Source organism: Arthrobacter sp. 10T44, from assembly GCF_056393885.1.
Genome location: NZ_JBFTGT010000006.1, coordinates 1 through 17,675, shown reverse-complemented (window position 1 = coordinate 17,675; position 17,675 = coordinate 1). Strand labels below are relative to the sequence as shown.

11 protein-coding genes are annotated in these 17,675 nt (G+C 63.1%); 7 read left to right on the top strand and 4 right to left on the bottom strand.

Annotated features, from left to right (window positions below):
* Positions 1–6 precede the first annotated feature (6 nt).
* Together AC1DBL_RS11410 and AC1DBL_RS11405 are read right to left on the bottom strand one after the other, a co-directional pair.
* A complete protein-coding gene (locus AC1DBL_RS11410) occupies positions 7–657 on the bottom strand; it encodes a PAS and ANTAR domain-containing protein (RefSeq protein ID WP_476909465.1) in 651 nt (216 codons plus the stop codon).
* A 1,009-nt stretch (positions 658–1,666) separates the two neighbouring features.
* On the bottom strand, positions 1,667–1,816 hold the full coding sequence (locus tag AC1DBL_RS11405) for an ANTAR domain-containing protein (protein WP_441418758.1): 150 nt from the start codon (positions 1,814–1,816) through the stop codon (positions 1,667–1,669).
* Between the two features lie 794 nt (positions 1,817–2,610).
* Here AC1DBL_RS11405 and AC1DBL_RS11400 point away from each other — a divergent pair.
* From AC1DBL_RS11400 to AC1DBL_RS11390, 3 genes are all read left to right on the top strand, one after another.
* A complete protein-coding gene (locus AC1DBL_RS11400; protein ID WP_476926128.1) occupies positions 2,611–5,130 on the top strand; it encodes a molybdopterin oxidoreductase family protein in 2,520 nt (839 codons plus the stop codon).
* Positions 5,127–5,588, top strand: coding sequence for a hypothetical protein (locus AC1DBL_RS11395; RefSeq protein ID WP_476926127.1), 462 nt, complete (start codon positions 5,127–5,129; stop codon positions 5,586–5,588). Before AC1DBL_RS11400 ends, AC1DBL_RS11395 begins: the two co-directional genes overlap by 4 nt.
* Before the next feature lie 193 nt (positions 5,589–5,781).
* Positions 5,782–6,156 carry an HPP family protein gene (locus AC1DBL_RS11390; RefSeq protein ID WP_476926126.1) on the top strand — a complete coding sequence of 125 codons (375 nt, stop codon included), beginning with the start codon at positions 5,782–5,784 and terminating at the stop codon, positions 6,154–6,156.
* Positions 6,157–6,169: 13 nt separating this feature from the next.
* Here the strand turns inward: AC1DBL_RS11390 and AC1DBL_RS11385 are convergent, their stop codons facing one another.
* Together AC1DBL_RS11385 and AC1DBL_RS11380 are read right to left on the bottom strand one after the other, a co-directional pair.
* Positions 6,170–6,574 carry a low affinity iron permease family protein gene (locus tag AC1DBL_RS11385; RefSeq protein ID WP_441418762.1) on the bottom strand — a complete coding sequence of 135 codons (405 nt, stop codon included), beginning with the start codon at positions 6,572–6,574 and terminating at the stop codon, positions 6,170–6,172.
* A gap of 125 nt (positions 6,575–6,699) precedes the next feature.
* Positions 6,700–8,058, bottom strand: a complete 1,359-nt coding sequence (locus tag AC1DBL_RS11380) for an ABC transporter substrate-binding protein (protein WP_441418763.1) — start codon at positions 8,056–8,058, stop codon at positions 6,700–6,702.
* A gap of 227 nt (positions 8,059–8,285) precedes the next feature.
* Between AC1DBL_RS11380 and AC1DBL_RS11375 the strand changes: the two genes are divergently transcribed.
* The 4 genes from AC1DBL_RS11375 to AC1DBL_RS11360 all read left to right on the top strand — a co-directional run bounded on the left by AC1DBL_RS11375 (position 8,286) and on the right by AC1DBL_RS11360 (position 16,476).
* The gene (locus AC1DBL_RS11375; protein ID WP_441418764.1) at positions 8,286–9,233 is read left to right on the top strand and encodes a carbohydrate ABC transporter permease; all 948 of its coding nucleotides are present in this window, start codon (positions 8,286–8,288) and stop codon (positions 9,231–9,233) included.
* Complete coding sequence (locus tag AC1DBL_RS11370) at positions 9,233–10,183, top strand: carbohydrate ABC transporter permease (RefSeq protein ID WP_441418765.1); 951 nt, start codon at positions 9,233–9,235, stop codon at positions 10,181–10,183. Before AC1DBL_RS11375 ends, AC1DBL_RS11370 begins: the two co-directional genes overlap by 1 nt.
* Before the next feature lie 736 nt (positions 10,184–10,919).
* Positions 10,920–11,855 (top strand): SRPBCC family protein, encoded by a 936-nt coding sequence (locus AC1DBL_RS11365; protein WP_441418766.1) that lies wholly within the window; start codon positions 10,920–10,922, stop codon positions 11,853–11,855.
* A 4,444-nt stretch (positions 11,856–16,299) separates the two neighbouring features.
* A complete protein-coding gene (locus tag AC1DBL_RS11360) occupies positions 16,300–16,476 on the top strand; it encodes a CsbD family protein (RefSeq protein ID WP_476892663.1) in 177 nt (58 codons plus the stop codon).
* The last annotated feature ends 1,199 nt before the right edge of the window (positions 16,477–17,675 follow it).

The window sequence follows — 17,675 nt, the reverse complement described above, 5'->3', positions numbered from 1 at the left end:
GTGCTGTCACTCCCGGGACAGGCGGCCGTTGAGAATCTCGTGGATGTAGCTGTCCAGTGCCCGATCATCGGCTTTGTCATCGCCCAGTTCCAGCAGTCGGTCTGCCACTCCGGCCAGTTTGACGTTTCTGTTATTGCTGTAAGTCATCAGGAGTTTGAATGCCTCATCGGAACTGATACGGAGGCGGCCCATGAGGATACCGGCCGCGGTCGCTATGGTCGTTCGGGTTGCCATTGCGCCTTGGACAGCTTCACGGGCGGCTAGCGCCGTCTCGGCTTGTATGGTCGAGGTGAGATCCAGCATTACTCCCGATACGGACGCGAGCTTCCCTGCGTCGTCAAGTCGGGCTTCCCCCGCAGTAAGCACACGGTGTTCGCGTAAGCGAGCGTCGATAACTCGGTGGTAGATGGCCACGTGCCCGCCGTGGGCGAAGAGTTTGGCGTTCACCGCCTGGATCCGAGGCAGATCGTCCGGGTGTTTGTGAGCCAAGGTCAAGGCAAGCGTCGGTGCCACTTCCCCGCGGCGGTAGCCGTGGATGGTGTACATCTCGTCCGACCACGTCATGTTCCCGGTCGGCCCGTCCAGGACAAACGTCCCGGCCAGGATAGTTGCCGGCCCCGGGACGCTGGCATACGCTGGCCCCAAATCTTCCACCATCAGACCCCCGTACTGCAGTGCAAGCAGCCCTCATGACCTCATGAGATAGTACCGCGGCCGGCGGGTGCGCACTATCGCCGGTGGTAGAACAAGCGGTGACGCAAACGGCTTGCGCCGTCGAGGTGAGAAGCCTCAGCGGGACGGACTGAGCGGTGACGACATGTAGTCGACCCGGACCGGACTCGGCCGATTTCCCTCGAATCTTCAGCATGAGTCGCCGTTGGCCGCTCATTCCTTCAACGGATCTCCGCAAGCTCCAGGCGTCGCTTACCGCATGTGTGCACCTGGCCGACTCGTCGGCAGGGCAGAACTGCTCGACCTGGTAGGCCGCAGACTCCAACGAAACCGGGCCCGGCCAGCGAAGAACATGCCCCGCCAAGGTCTAGAGAGCACCCCCCGCGAGGTAGGCAGTAGACCGCACTGCGATCCGAAGGGCACCAAGGGACCAACGCGGCGGGTTATTGACATGCCGTAGTCCGCTAAATAGCCTGTTGTGGAGCGCCCCGATGAATCCCCCAATATCATCGGGGCGCTCTTGTGTCCTGACCCATGCGCAGGCTTACCGGCGCAGGCTCGTAGACGCCTTTTCGCTAAACCGTGACAAAGGACCGAACGGGCCGCGCCCTGGCGAGTCTCAGCCGGCCCGCCCCCAATGCGCGCTATCGCTGCAGGCCGGATACTGCTAGGCGAGGCCCGTTCGGAGTTCTTGGGGCTAAGTCATAGCTACCGCGCCCGCCTTGTCGAAGGCCGCAACTCCGGTCCCGTACTGGCCGCAGAGTTCACCATGGCGACTGCGTCACGATGCAAACGCTCGGTTTCGCGCATCGAAATAGGTTGCCCGTTATAGCAGAGCTCGCACTAGAAAGGAAGAAGTGGTTTCGGGGCAAAGGCCTAGTCCTTGAACGATTCCTTACGGCCTCTGCCTGACCATGTCCAGATTAACCATATATCAGATGATTTGGGAAGCCCCTGGGTCGGGCTTCTGCTCGGGTATTGAAACCCGACCCCTCTAATCGTCGAAGTGGGTAGTGACTCGCTGTTCGCCCGAAATAGAGTCGATGACCTGTGCCGCCAAGTCCTTGAGCTTGATATTGCGCGAATTCGAGGCCCGGACCAAGATTTTGAAAGCCCCTGCCTTCGTGCGGCGGTTTTGCGCCATGATCGTGCCGATGGATGTCGATCGTTGTCCTTGAACGCATCGCGGCTGTGAGGTCCTCTTTGGACTCCCGCAGTTGCCCCACGACCAGGGCAAGCCGCAGGGACCGTGAGGCTAGCGCAACGAAGGCATGGACTGTCAACGTCGCCAGCGCTGAATCCCACGCGCCGGCTTGCGTAAAGGTTCAGACCTCAAGAACAGCTTATTCCGGATATTGGCGTCAGCCGCATAATCTGCCCGAAGCGAAGCTAACGCCCAACTCTGGCTGAACGAACGCAGCCGCCCGTCTTCGGACAATCCTCCAAGGCTGAAGAGGGCCGCAGGAATACCACGCAGGGTCGAACTCTTTAACACGTTTACCGGTACTCGCCCAGCCGCGCGGGCTGAATAGCCGGGGGGAATTGCATGACTTCAACGCTATTCCCTAGGGCGAAATCTGATGTCATCGCCGAATTTGATTCCGCCTGCTGGTCTGTATTTCGGGCAGATTTTCGTCTACGTTCAAAACCAGTCGAAGTTGATACATCTGTTCTGCGCAGGTTCGCGCGCCCGGTGCCGCACCCTTGCTGCTTGGGATCTGCTGCTAGAGAGCGCACCTATGGACGGGAGTCGGCCTTGGTGCTAAATCTGATGATTGCTGCTGGAAGTCCCCTTGCGTTTGAGCGGTCTCTCTCATTCCCGGCATGACTGCAATGCCGGGAGGGACAATCCATCATCAATCGGGAGCCAGGCGAGGATTGGCCTGGCTCTATCGCGGCCAGCACTTTCTGGCGGCCCGAACGTTCAGGAGGACCACAATGGTTGACCGGATTGCCCAAATTTGGGGCGCGAGGACGCCCTACCCCAGGGACGGGCTCTGGCCTGTCAGGGTGGACCAGACGCTGGGCGAGGGTGTCACCGAAGACGACGTCGACCGCTGGGTCCAGTCCGCCTGTGTGCTCTGCAGCAACGGCTGCGCGTGCGACATCGCCGTGAAGGACGGTGCCATGGTCGGTATCCGCGGCCGCGCTGGAGACCTGGTCAACCACGGCCGGCTGGGGCCGAAGGGCTTGTTCGCCAGTTGGCAGGGCGTCTCCCATCGCGACCGGTTAAAGCGGCCCTTGATCCGCGAAAACGGCCGGCTGGTCGAATGCGATTGGGACACGGCGATGAACCGCATCACCGAGCGGAGCCAGCAGCTGCTTCAGGAACGCGGACCGCTCAGCCACGGTTTCTATACCAGTGGCCAACTGTTCCTTGAGGAGTATTACGCCCTGGCCGTGATCGGGAAGGCCGGCATCGGAACCCCGCATATGGACGGCAACACCCGACTGTGCACCGCCACCGCGGCGGCGGCTTTGAAGGAGTCCTTCGGAGCCGACGGACAGCCCGGCACTTACACCGACATCGACAGCTGCGACGCGATCTTCCTGTACGGACACAACATGGCCGAGACGCAGACCGTGCTGTGGTCACGCGTGCTGGACCGCATCGCCGGACCGGACCGCCCCAAAATCGTCTGCGTTGATCCGCGCGAAACTGAAGTCGCCCGCCACGCGGACGTCCACCTCGCTGTCCGGCCCGGCACCAACCTCGCCCTCATGAACGCCCTTGTCCACGAGATCCTTGCGCACGGCTGGCTCGATAAGGAGTTCGTAAACAAGCACACGGTCGGGCTGGAGGAACTGAAGGCCACCGTCGAACCTTGGACGGCGGAAGCCGCGGCAGCGGTATGTGACGTGAGCGCCGCGGACATCAGGGAGGCCGCCCGCATCTTCGGCACCTCCGCCCGCGTGCTGTCCACTGTCCTGCAGGGTTTCTACCAGTCCGCGCAAGCCACCGCCGCCTCCTGCCAGGTCAACAACCTCCACCTGCTCCGCGGGCTGCTGGGGCGGCCCGGCTGCGGGATCCTGCAAATGAACGGCCAGCCGACCGCGCAGAACAACCGCGAATGCGGCGCCGACGGGGACCTCCCCGGCTTCCGGAACTGGGAGAACCCCGAACATATCCGGGAACTGGCCGAGCTCTGGGACGTGGACCCCTTGGTCATCCCGCACTGGGCACCACCGACGCATGCGATGCAGATCTTCCGCTACGCCGAGCAGGGCTCAATCGAGTTCCTCTGGATTTCGGCAACCAACCCGGCGGTCTCCATGCCGGATCTGCCCCGGATCCGGGGCATCCTGGCCAAACCCGAGCTGTTCGTGGTGGTGCAGGACCTGTACCTGACCGAAACGGCGCAGGCCGCCGACGTCGTCCTGCCGGCCGCGGCCTGGGGCGAAAAGACGGGGACCTTCACGAACGTCAACCGCATCGTCCACCTCTCGGACAAGGCCGTCGAACCGCCGGGTGAAGCGCGCAGCGACCTGGAGATCTTCCTCGACTACTCCCGCCGGATGGGGTTCACCACCCTGCAGGGCGAACCGCTGCTTCCGTGGGCCGGTCCCGAAGACGGCTTCGCGGCGTGGAAGGAATGCTCCCGCGGCCGGCCCTGCGATTACACCGGCATCAGCTACGACCGGCTTCGCGGCGGCAGCGGCATCCCTTGGCCGTGCAATGACGAGAACCCGGACGGCCGGGAGCGGCTCTACGCCGACGGCGTCTTCCCCACGGACCCGGGCTACTGCGAAAGCTACGGGCATGACCTCTTGACCGGCGCCACCGTTGGCGCCGAGTCGTTCCGCGCCAGCGTCCCGCGCGGCCGGGCCATCCTGAAAACCGCCGACTACTCCCCTCCGCACGAGGAACCGGACGGGCAGTACCCGCTGCGCTACACCACGGGCCGGACCGCCTACCACTTCCACACCCGGACCAAGACCGGACGGTCCCGCCCGCTTACCCAAGCCGCCCCCAGCGCCTGGGTGGAACTGGGCCCGGACGACGCCGAGCGGCTGGGGATCCGGGAAGGCGACCTCGTCCGGGTGACGTCGCGGCGTGGCCGGATCGAAGTCCCGGCCCGGGTCAGCGACATCCGAAGAGGCACCGTCTTCGCACCGTTCCACTACGGATACTGGGATGGGGACGGCTCCCCCGGGGAACACCCCACCGCCGCGAACGAACTCACCCTCACCGAATGGGATCCGGTCTCGAAGCAGCCGGTCTTCAAGAACGCCGCCGTGAAGGTGGAAAAGATCGGCGACGGTACCGGCCCAGCACCGGCGCCGACCACGACGGCGTCCCGTCCCGCCTCGGCGTCGGGACAGCGGGCGCCCCGGCCCACGGCCGGCGGTAGTGACGCCGAAGCCACGGAGCTGCTCGGCGCCGCGCCGCCACCACGTTTCCCGGAGGCGATCAGCCCGGGCGCTGGCGCCCGCGGCGGAAAGGACGAACAACCATGAACCTGAACATCTACCTGGGCCTGCTTCGCCAGGCCGAAACTACGCTGGCCGAGTCCTTGCGGCAGGTGGCGGCAGGCCATGGTGCGGAACCGGACGTCCATTTCCTCTGCCATACCTTGGCCCAGCAATGCGAGGAGCACAGCCGCCTGCTGCTCCCTGCGGTGCAGCGGTACGGCGAGGTCCTGCACGAGGACGAACCGGAGCGCCTCCATGCCGAGGGGCTTTCCACAACACGCAACGGACCGGTGGGGCTGCTGCGGGACCTTCAGGACCTTTACCTGCTGGCCAGCCTCGTCGACGTCACCTGGACCATGGTGAAACAAGCTGGCTCCGCCCTCCGCGACCGCGAACTCCTCGACGTCGTCGCTCGGTGCGACAGCGAGACCTCCGTGCAACTGCGCTGGCTGCAGACCCGCATGAAACAGGCGGCACCGCAGGCCCTGGTGGTGGCGCGCTAGTCGTTCCGAAGCGAGCGAAAGGTGAAATCGTGCCCATGAGACCGCCACTGCTGAAGTGGCTTGCCGCGAGCCGGAGCACATTGGGGACGGCCACGTACGCCGCGGTGTTGTCTCTCATCGTTCTGGCTTTGACCGGAGCAGTCGGAGTAGGTCTTCACCTACCTGGCTGTTTCCCGGCCTCGGACCGAGGGTAATGCTGTTCTTCGAATCACCCGGGCGGCCCGCGGCCCGGCACGACAACACCCTGGTCGGGCACTTGACGGGCCTGCTTATGGGCGCAGCTTGCCTCTACGGCGCCGGACTCCAAGGCAGCCTGCCCGCCCCAGTCGGCGGCCTTACTATCCCTTATGTGGCCGCAGCGGCACTGTCCGTCGCGCTCACGACGCTCGTGCTGACCTTGCTTAGGAAGCCGCACCCACCGGCCGGGGCAACCACGCTGATCGTCAGCCTCGGCATTCTCAGCTCGCCGGCGCAGCTCCTCTCGATGGCCGGAGCCATCCTGCTGATCACCGCCGCGGGCTGGGGGTTGAACTTGCTCCTGGGGACCAAGCCGGCGGGCACCCACTAGGAGTAGCGGCCCACTAAGGTGCCCGCTGCTCCCCGTCGGCGGCAGCATGCTCGATGCGTTGACGCTGCCGTTCTATTTCCCCCTCTCCTTCATTCTCCGCGTCGTAAAGCTTGGCGTTGCTGACCTTGAGCTCCAACATCAGCGCATCCAGTTTTAGGTGCAGGGCGGCAGTGTCCCGGTTCTGGGTGTTTTGAATAATAAAAACCATCAGGAAAGTGACGATCGTGGTACTGGTGTTAATTACCAGTTGCCAGGTATCCGAAAAGCCGAGTAGTGGGCCCGTGAATGCCCAGATGATCAGCACGGCTACGGCGGCCACAAATACCCAGGCGTGGCCCAGGATCCTGGCCGTCCGGGTGGTGAACCGCGTAAAGACGTCGGGACGGTCCTTGCCCGCTCTGCCCGTCACTTTCGCCATAACCTGCCCGCCTCACTTCTCAAGGAACGCAGCAGCACCATATGCCCCATGTCCCGCCTTTCCGACCGCCAGGTCCCCGGTGCTACCCGGGGCCGGCTCGCTCCAAGGCCTCGCCGTCCCGGACTTCAGGAGCCGGTCTGGTCGAATGCCCGTTTCGCGGCCGCCTGTGCGTCCGCGAGGGCCTTCTCGGGGGCCTTTGTACCGAGCAGGGCGGAGGCGATGGCGTTGTTGACTTCCGTCTTGATGGTTTGACCAGCCGGCGAAGCTCCGAGCGACTTTCCGGCCGGCAGGACCTCGTAGTAGGTCGCGATCGTCTTATCGAAACCTGCGTTGCCGCTGGCCTTGACGAACTTGTCCCGGATCAGCTTGTCCGCGGACGGCGAGCCGGTGAACAGTCCCGTATTCATGCCTCCGGGCGTTGACGAGATCTTCTCCGCCCTGGCAGCGCCGGCCGCGGACCAGGCGTCATCCGTGACCAACGAGGTCATCCAGGCGCACGCGGCATCGGCGTTCTTGGCACCGGCAGGGATGACGAACGATGTTCCACCCGCCACCGTGAAGGGTTTTCCGTCCTTGCCCTTGAAGGGCACGGCGGAAATGTTGAGTGACTTCGAGTACGGCGCCAGGACGTTGACATACCACTGGGCGTCGACCTGCGCGCCGACCTGGTTTTTGACGAACTGGTTGTCCTTGCCGAAGGTGTCGAACGAGTCACTGAAGCTCTTGGCCTTCGCGTAGCCGCCCTGCGCGTCGTAAATCTCCTTGAGGAACGTCAACGCCTGAACATTTGCCGGGTCGTCCAGGGCAGGGGCTCCTTTGTCGTCCACCAGCTTTCCCCCTTGGCCCAGGATCCAGAGCTCGGCCTGGCCGGCGGCCACCGGATCGAAACCCAGCGTTACCGGAATACTTCCGTTGGACTTATAGGCCTTGGAAACAGCACCGAGGAGTTTCGCCTTGTCCGAGGTGTCGATGGCGTCCGGGGCAACGCCGGCGGCTTGCAGGACGTCCTGATTAAGGATGATGGCAGCCGGCTGGTAGAACTGCGGAACCGCCCACACCTTGTCCTGGTACGTGACCTGCTGCGTGACCGCTGGATAGAACTGCTTGGCCGGGTCCATACCGTGCGCCTTGAAGCACCCGTCCAGCGGCTTAATGAGACCTTGGGCTGCATAGGTGGCGACAAAGGCCCTGTCCATTTGGACCACGTCCGGAACGGTGCCGCTGGCGGCCCGGGTGGTGAACTTCTGCGCGTCGAAGGGTGTCTGATCCATGGTGATCTTGACGTCGGGAAGCTGCTCTCCTGCGTACTTCATCCGCGCCTTGCCGACGTCGTCAGCATTGTCGAAGGCCCAAGCAGTCAGCGCCCCTGACGCTTCCTTCTTGAAATCAGCCGTCTCCGCAGGGGACGCACCGCTCCCGCCGCAGGCAGTCAGCCCCAAGACTGCCAGAGCCAGCACCGCCACGCTCTTTTCCCGAACCCTCATCTGAATCCTCCCCGTGTCAAGTTCAAGGTCTTCGCGGCATCACTTCGTCACCGGAAAACTTTCGGCCAAACGCCCTTTTAACTGCCACACTGTAAGTAAGCTTGCTAAATCGAAAGCTAGCCGAAGCCGCGGGGTCACGCAAGGGGCCCGCCGCCGGCACCGCCAGGTCGAATCAGTCCGGCCTCGCGCTGGGAGAACGGGGGTCATAGGTGGGAGCTAAGGCATCGGTGGAAGCCGCGTCGCGCAAAGCCACGCGCGCCGGGCGTCCGGAACGAAGAAAGTACAACCGTCGTGAAGCGATCGCCGGTTACTTGTTTATTTCGCCGTGGATCATCGGTTTTGTTGTTTTCATGCTCGGCGCTATGGTCTACAGCCTGGTGATCTCTTTCAGCCGCTACAACCTCGCCACCAACGTGGCCCGGCCAGCCGGTGTCACCAACTATGCCCTCCTCTTTGAGGATCCGAAGGTGGCCCTCTCGCTGGCCAATACCCTGTTTTACGCCGTCCTGGCGGTGCCGTTGGAAATTTGCGTCGCTCTTGGGCTCGCGCTTTTGCTGAACCGGGTGGGGCGAGGCGCCGGGTTCTTCCGCACCGTTTACTACCTCCCGAAGATGACGCCCTCTGTGGCCACCGCGGCCGTGTTCTTGCTCCTGCTGAACGGAAACACGGGAGCTATCAACCAAGCCCTCGGATTTTTCGGAATAACCGGCCCGCAGTGGCTGATCGATCCGGCCTGGGTGAAGCCGTCGATCGTGCTGATGACGTTGTGGGGGGTCAGCGGCACCATGGTCATCTTCCTGGCGGCGCTCAAGAGTGTCCCGAAGGAGCTTTACGAGGTGGCGGCCTTGGACGGCGCCGGCCCGGTCCGGAAGTTCTGCTACATCACGGTGCCAATGATTTCGGGAGCGATCTTCTTCAACGTGATTGTCCTGACGATCGCCGCGCTGCAGGTTTTCGATCAGGCATACCTCCTTTTCTGGAGGGACCAGACCAGTTCATCCCCGGAGGCGTCGCTGTTTTACGGGATCTATCTTTTCCAGCAGGCCTTCCGGGAATTCAACTTCGGGTTCGCTGCAGCCATGGCGTGGGTGCTGTTCGTTTTGATCCTGCTGATCAGCCTCGTCCAAGTGAGGATCGGGAACAGGTTTGTCTACTACGAAGGGGAGAAGCGCTGATGGCAACAACACGGATCCAGCCGGCGTCAAAGTCACCGGGCCTCGCCCCTCCGCAGGATGGAGAGGAGCAAGGTAGCGGACGGCGGACGCGCAAAAAGACACGCAGCCCGCGAACCACAGGTGCCCGCTTGCTGCTCTGGACGGTGTTGATCCTTATCAGCGGAGCTTTCCTTTACCCGCTCGTATGGCTCATCGCCGCGAGCCTGAAACCCCGTGCCGAGGTGTTTGACAACGCCCTTGTCCCCCGCAGCTTTTCGCCGCAGAACTACGTTCAGGTGTGGGACCAACTACCGTTGGTGCACTGGGTGGTCAACAGTTTCCTGATCGCTGTCCTGGCCGCCACTCTGGTCACCGTTTCCAGCGCCATGGTCGCCTTCGGTTTCGCATACTTCCGCTTCCCGGCCCGCAACTTCCTCTTCGGCCTTGTTCTTGCCACCATGATGCTCCCGGGCGCCGTCACTATGGTCCCGCAGTATTTGATCTGGAAAAACCTCGGGGTCCTCGGCACCTGGATCCCGCTATTCGGGATGAACCTCTTCGGCTCGGCGTTCTACATCTTCCTGCAACGGCAGTTCTTCCTTGGACTCCCCCGTGAGCTTTTCGAGGCCGCGCGGATCGACGGAGCCAGCTACTTCGGACTCTTCCGGCGGATTGCCCTGCCGCTGTCCATCCCGTCGCTCGTGGTGATCTTCATCTTCGAGTTCCAAGCCAGTTGGAACAACCTGCAGTCCGCGCTGATCTACCTGAACGCCGGATCGGTGGAGGGCTTCACCGCGCCCTTGGGGATCGCTTACGCCATGACGAAATACAGCCCTACCAACGGGGGACAGGGAGACTACCAGTACGTCATGGTCGCCACCCTCCTGATCACCCTGCCCATGTTGATCCTGTTCGCCTTCGGGCAGCGGCACTTTATTGAGGGCGTGGCAACCGAGGGCCGGAAAGGCTGATCGACGGCGTTCGCGCCCGACACCCCCGGTCTCATTGCGGCAAGTGCGTTAGGCGGCAGGGACGGAGCCGCGGGCGCCGCCGGTCGGCCATCCGGGGCGAGCGGCGCCGGCTCCGGCCGCCGGGGCGGACGGCACTGGGGTCGTCCTGTCCGGGACGTCCAGCACGGCGAGCGGGAATTCACGGTGGACCAGGTAATCGCACGCTGCCGGACCGGCCTTCATCAGTCCCGGGCACCGCCCGTCCCGGTGGATGGGGCGGATCCCGGCTGCGCGCAGACCGGCTCTGAAAGACCTGTACCGGGCCGGATTCGAGCCCGCCAGCCCGCACCAGCTCAGGTACAAGCCATACAGTTCGTCCAGGCTGAGACCGTTTCCACCGGAATCCCGGGCAACGCACTCGGCGAGAAAATCTTTCAGTGATGTCTTCGCCATCATGGCCTCCTGCATCCCGGCGGTGACCGCCGACTGAAACGGCATCAACAGTGAGTGTGGTGAAAGACCAGCCCGGACATGTCCCTCGGACAGTAAGAAGCTAGGAGCCCTTATTCGCACTGTCAACCCGATAGTCCAGCCCCTGTCGTCACGCGGCATGTCCACGGCTCCGGGAAGCCACGCGGACGCCACGTCCTTCCCGGCGGCGGAAAAACTTCTGGCCGGTTCGCCAACCCGCGGATATAGTAAGCCTACTGATGACTAGTTCATCACTGTCGATCCCGATCCAGTCGAAGGAGACACCGTGAGCACCAAAGTTGAAAAGCGAATCATGGTCAATGTGCCCGTCAGCGTGGCCTACAACCAGTGGACCCAGTTCGAGGAATTCCCCCACTTCATGAGCGGGGTGAAGACCGTCAAACAGCTCAGCGACGACCGGCTTGAGTGGACCGCAGAGATCGCCGGGGTCCGCAGGCAATGGGAGGCCAAGATTCTCGAGCAGGTTCCGGACCGGAAGGTGGCGTGGGCCGCAACCGACGGCGCCACCAACGCAGGGTCGGTTACGTTCGAAGACCTTGGCGGCGGCCAGACCTCGGTTCAGTTGTCCCTCGAATATGAGCCCGAAGGCGTCGTTGAAAAGGTGGGCGACAAGCTCAACGTAGTGGAGAAGCAAGCTGAGAACGACCTCAACCGTTTCAAGGCTTTCATCGAAGACGAAGGCTACGCGACGGGGGCATGGCGCGGGACCGTCGGCGCCGGCGCTGCAGCGGGAACGCCGGGTGTTGACGCGGCAGCCGGGTCGCGCGGCGACAGCGGCAAAGCCGGCGTCTCCGGCAAGGTGATCGCCGGAGTCGGGCTAGCTGCAGCGGCCGCCGCAGGCGTTGCCGCAGCCACCGGGCGCAAGGATACCGACGACGGCATTGCCGGCGGCGAAACCGCGGCCACCGTACACACACCGCCCGCTTCCGTGCCGCCCACAGGCACCTCGGGAAGCGTGTTCCCCGGTGAGGGCCTCCGGCCGGGCGGTGGCTTGGGCCACGACACGGACCCCGCGGCGAGCGACGTCGGCGGACGGTCCGACTCCAAGCCCTTCGACCAGACCAACGGCCTCGTGGATACCGAGGGCGATTCCGACGGGACAGCCGTGAGTGACACCCGTAGCGCGGCCGAACGCGACGCCGAAATCGAACGCAGCTCGGGCCCGGTTCCCCCCACCGGAGGAAGCCTGGGCCAACACTAAGCCCGGGTGAGACCGGCGTTGGTGACCGGCAGGAAGCCTCCGGCCGAGTTCCTGGACTCGGCCGGAGGCTTCCTGCTTCAGTCCGGGAAAACAGTCCCGCATCCGATGCGCCGTCCAGTGCGTCGCAGTGCAGTGCAGCGGACGCAGGGTGTCCATAACACCATGGTTGGGGGCCGGGGTCGGTCCAATTGTGGATATGTCATCCCTGCCGCACTCGGCAAGGAACTGCGCCCCGCGGAGGCTGCCTCGAAGGCGGGCCTCATCAGTTGACCCTCGCCAGGGCACTGGAACGTTGCAGCGAGTGGATCACCGTTAACGCCGTCAGGCCCGGGGCCCGCTGCTGCCGAGTTGTCCATTAAGGCGGAGCCGGCGGACGCACCGCTGACGAAGGCCTCATCCCGTCCATCCCGGTCGAAAGGAAGGCTTGGTCAACCGGAGGACATCGATAAACGCCGTGGGTTTCCTTCTTGAGGCGCGTTCTTGGTTCATCACCCGCTAAACCTGTCCGTGGCCTTACCGTCGGCGCAGAGGCCTACAACCCCCTGAACCGAGGTAACACTGCGCGCGAGGTGGGACTTGAACCGGGTTCCGGTCCTTGATAATCCGCCACTCCCCCGGCTACCTCAGCAATCCGGCCCAGTCCGGCCAATCCGAAGCCTAGGGTTTGCACTATTTGCACACCCTCTCCTTCCCCGATTCGACACGCGCAAACATCCGGCTTGGAACCGCTATTTCCACGCCCAAGCGCAGGCGTTCGCTGATCTCGCCGAAGAGCGTCTTGACCCCAGCGGCGGGGCATTGCTAACCAAGACTGATCGGGTCCGGCTGATGGGCCTATGCGGATTGAGAAAGGGGCATTGCCGCTAAGTCGTGTCCCGGCCTCACTGAACCCTCGCTCTAAATGGAGGGGCCGATGGCAACTGGGACGAGACGCCCCGGTCTCAGGAGGGCTCTCGGACGCCACCGACCCCGTCTCACCCGGAGCTCCAGCTCTCCAGAACTTCAAGATCATACCTACATACTGCTAGTTGGTGACCGCGAATCTGCCATCATTTAACACCCTGCTGGACCTCATCCGCTACTGACAACCTAAACGACCGCGCGACCCCGGGAAGCTGCACGCACGTGTGGGCAATCACGTCTTGACGGTAGTCTGCCCGCGGAACAGGATGGAATCAGGTTCGGTTGGCTGCAGGGCATGACTCCGGAATGGCAGGCAACCCGTCGGCTGATAATCGAGGCACGGTGGCCTGCCCAGGGATCGTTTCCGGGAAGTCTTCCAGCCGCACAAAAGAGAGGGCTTACCGTGAGCGAATCCCCAAAGAACACCGAGCGGCGCCACGCCGAGGAACCGGCCGAAGGAGGCACAGGTGGCCCGGCCGAGGTCCTGAGTGAACGGCGACACGCTGAAGACCCGGCTGAGGGCGCCGACTCTTCCGGGGCCGACCCTTCCCTTGCCGCTGACGGCGGGTCCTTGGTAGCGGAATCGCAACCGCCAACGTCCGACCAAGGGGAGAATTCATAAGCTAACGGTCGATGACTGCCTAGGAAAATCCGGATACTCGCGGGGAACGGTTCTCTCATCGTCGGGGTACCACCAGCGCAGTAGGTCAAGCTTCGCAGTCATTGCGACTCCACGTCGGTGTCTCTGCGCCTTCGAAGTTCCTCGGTGGCGAACTCGAACCAGCTCAGCGCACCGAATGCGGGCGTCGCCGAATCCAGGTGAACAAACAGAGCGTCCGCCAGATCCGCCAAGTCCTCATCCGCCAGATCCCGCACCGCGGATGCGGGGTCCAAGGTCCCGTCGGAGAACTCGCACAAGCGCAGACCGAGGAGTCGCCCTCGTGTCTCACCCGCGCAGCCGCTCAGGACGCAAGCCGGCGGGTGCAGGGCGGGTTCCGTGTCCACCTCGATCGGGGAGGCTCCGTCGACCGCCACTCGAGGTACGGACGTATCGGGAATCCAATGCCACCGTCCGCCGAAATCAATCCCAGGTTGGTTCTCCATTTTCCCTCCGCCGGCTCGGGCGCGCAGACGTTGACTGCTCTGCATCTATGGAACTAACCCTACGAATAGCCGAACAGCAGGACAAGCTAGCCGGCCAGGCCGACAACGTTCGAGTCCACTCTTCGATCAGCGAAGGTTCCAACACCGGGGAAAGCTGGGGACGACGCCGCGCCCTACCGCCCGGCGCGCGAGGCTGCAAGGGATTCACTCGCAGGCGACCTGACGCGTAGCATCGATCCCGACCAGAACCTCCTCGAGTCCGCCCGGTCCGCGGATGGGCCTGAATCAGGACGCTGACGCATCCGTCGCTGGATGGGCCTGTGCCGGGCCGATCAGCGGACGCACGAACCCTACGGAGGCCCTGCATTGGCTGACCCTGCCCGGGGCACGAGGACGCCTCATCCCAAAGAGAGGCTGGCGCGGTCCGGGCGGAACAGGCACCGGGTGGAGGTGTCAGGGACGACGACATCGACCGCTCGGTCGGAAGCTGCTGCCAGGGCGGAGAAGATGTTGTCAATGCCCGAATCGGTCCTCCATCAGAGTGCGCTCTTCATCCCATGCCCTCGCTTCGCCGCTGGTCGCCAAGGTCACGCCCAGTGAGTGGGCCCGACGTCGCCGGACCACGCAGCCTAAAACACGAAGAAATGACACTGCGACGACGTCATACTGCGAGTGAGCCGCCTCTCCCGCAAGAACCCATCGTGCAGGTCATCCCACGTGGTCGATGGGTTCACGCCCGCTCACTACTTGCTCACCAGCCATCACCACCGTCCCTAGGCAGAAACCCGGGCCCTTCCCGCGAGATGCCTGCTCTGGACACACTGACCAAGGCGACGTAAATTCGGAGAGTCCAAAGAACTCTCGCGGATTTGGACCTTCGCGCCCGGGTGCACGGTCGCGAAGAGAGCCGCTGAAGCAGCACGGCGGCACACGAATGCACCCGCGGAACGGAGCCGGAAATGGCCACCTCGCACATCACACGATTCCTCCTGGACGCCACAGTCCCGGACGAGACGCAGGACCCGTTGGGGCCGGACTGCCTCTACGGCCTATACACAAGCTGGTGCATACTGCACCACATCAAGCCACTGGACGACTCCGAGTTCCGTTCCGCCATCCGGCGCCACGGGGTAGATCCCAGTAGCAGCCGCCGCCGAATGACCGGTCCAGCAGCCGGCAACTACATCTTGGCCAGCTACCCGGACACAGCCTGATGGAGCCCTCCAAGCACGCAGACGAGACCGATTAGGGCACATCTCACGTATTTCCGGGTGGCAGAATGTCCGTAGCCGAAAGGTTTCACGTCAGGATGCTCCTTTGCGGAAACCTTCCGCCTCCTACGTAGCTATCGATCCACAAACGCCCCCCCCCCCGGTAACAACATCCCTCCGCAAAAGCCGCTACATCCGGACAACGCGAGGGGCCCTCACTTCGAAGATGGTCGCGCGCCCGCGCCGTTCAACGTTAGGGACCCAGCGCTCCACGGCGCTACGCCCGGGCGCTCATCAAACGCGGCACTGCCGAACTTTCATAAAAGAACTGTCCATTGCTTTAATGGTCCTTTATCGGGAGTCCAGAATGGTGGGAGGCGCTCAAGTGCCTCGGAATTCTTTGCCCAACTCATGGCCCCGTCTCACTTCCGGAAGTCACCGAATACGCGGGCTTCGCCTCTCGGGCTCCGCCAGCGGACAAAGGATGTCGATTTATCCGATCTTCCCCGCTCCCGTTTGCCGGCCATGTCCCAATTCCAGGCCTCGCGTGCACAGAACACGAGGTTCTGTCGGTAATTGCCCGCCCTTCCTCCCATCCAGCCATGGCCGCCTAAGCGCCCGGCACCCACTCGTTGTCCAGGGCCGTGGCTGGGGCATGCTGCCACTGCATCGGCGCGCCTGTGGAGTGCAAGGCGTTTCGAAAGTTCACTACTTCCAAACAACGTCGCTACTTCCAGACTCTGTAACTCTGTCGGAGGCGTCGAGAGCTATGAGTGGTCTGCCTAAGCTGACGGGGAATCCATCCGGCCGCTGGTGGGTATGTCATGGATCCAGCAGACCTGCGGCTTAGATCGGCCGCCAACGGGCGCTCTGAGTCCAGGAGTGGGACTGTCCAGCAACGGCAAGCTGCACGGATTCAGTTCAAGTAGTCGGCGGTGATTTCATGAAACCAGCGCAACGCGCGGGACCGTGGAGCCGTGCCGTTCCAGTACAGCGACACGTCGCATGACGGAACATTAAAATTACAACCGTCTGCCCGCAGCGAAGAAACGGGGCCAAGATCCACGCGGCGGACCCACCTGCTGGCACCGATCGCCAATTCCGGCCCAAATCACAGGTTATTCCGGTCGTCCATCGCACCCACTCTTGACGGTTCCGTCCCTACAATTAACTGTCGGCCTCCACGGCATTCACGTCGCGGGGGCGGCCAAATAAGGAGAACTACCATGGGTTTGGGTGACAAGATCCACAACGCCGCCGAGAAACTCCACGGCAAGGGCAAAGCAGCCGCCGGCGATGCCACCGGCAACGACCGGCTGAAGGCCGAGGGCAAGGGCGAGCAATTCAAAGCGGACCTGAAGCAGGCCGGCGAAAAAATCAAGGATGCCTTCAAGAAACACTAAGACACGCAGCGAAGAGGCAGAGGTGSGGTCCGGAGGACCGCACCTCTGCCTCTGCCTGGCAGCAGGAAAGATCATGCGCCCGCTCCCGAAGCTTTTTTCAAGTCCCAACATGTGTGACTGATAAGTTTCGGTTGACAGGGCATCGGGCTTCATGTGCAGGTCCCGGTCCCCGTGGACTAATTCCTCAAAAACTGGGATAGCGCAGCCGCGCGTTTTGCTGCCTCCAAACCTTTGCTGCACTTCAGGCAGACGCGGGTTCCGGTGGCACCGAAAACAGGGCTCGGCTGCCCACAACCGGGGACAATTCTCGAAGGGTATCCACCGCTACGGCGGCCAGGGAGCTACCCGGACGGCTCCCCAATTCAGCCGTGGACAACCCGAATTGACCCCAGCATGGGCAGATGAGGAGTTAGTCGGGAGTCACCGCTGGGGGGATCTACCGTCTTTCCTAACGCTGGTTCGTCTTCAATGAGCGAAAGCTCCTTTAGAGCAGGGTATGGGTTATGCCTCTAGTCGCGCGACGTTAGAGGGCGTCCCATTGCTTCGATCGTCGTTCGGGTTGGGGTGTCTCATTCACGGTCTTAGGCCAATGCGGGACCGCCACTGCCGCTCCGGTGACTTCGGCTGCCAATACAAAAGTGGCAGCGAGCCCCCAGACAGCGGCGACGGCACCTGCGGCCGTCGCGCCGAGCGCCTGCCCCAGGACGAGGGCAACAAACAGCAGCGAGGTACCCGTTGCAGCACGACCAAGGTCGCGTTCCTGAGGCCCGAACAGCCTCACGGCGTAGGAAGTGAACCGCGGTTTATACCCGCTTAACCGCATGAGTGAACGGAAATTCCTCAATGGCTCTCCGTACCGCTACCCACGGCCAAATCCCGCACGAAGGTTGGTTTGCAGAACCTCAGGCGCAAGCTGGAACCCGCATAACTGAGCCGGAGGACACCCCATTGCGTTGGTAACGGATTGGTGTCGGTTCGGTGGGGACCCATCCGGGAGGGCGGGTGTTGCCGAAGTACTCCTGACAGACCAAGCCGGACCCGCAGGAAAAAGTCAGCCCCTACCAGGGCGGCGGGGACGGGACACCCATTGAGCCAATTCCAAGGAGCACTCCCATGCGTACATCCATCAAGACTTTCCTCGGCGTTGCCGCTGCCGGTTCGCTCATGTTTTCCCTGGCTGCCTGCAGCCCGGCGAACAA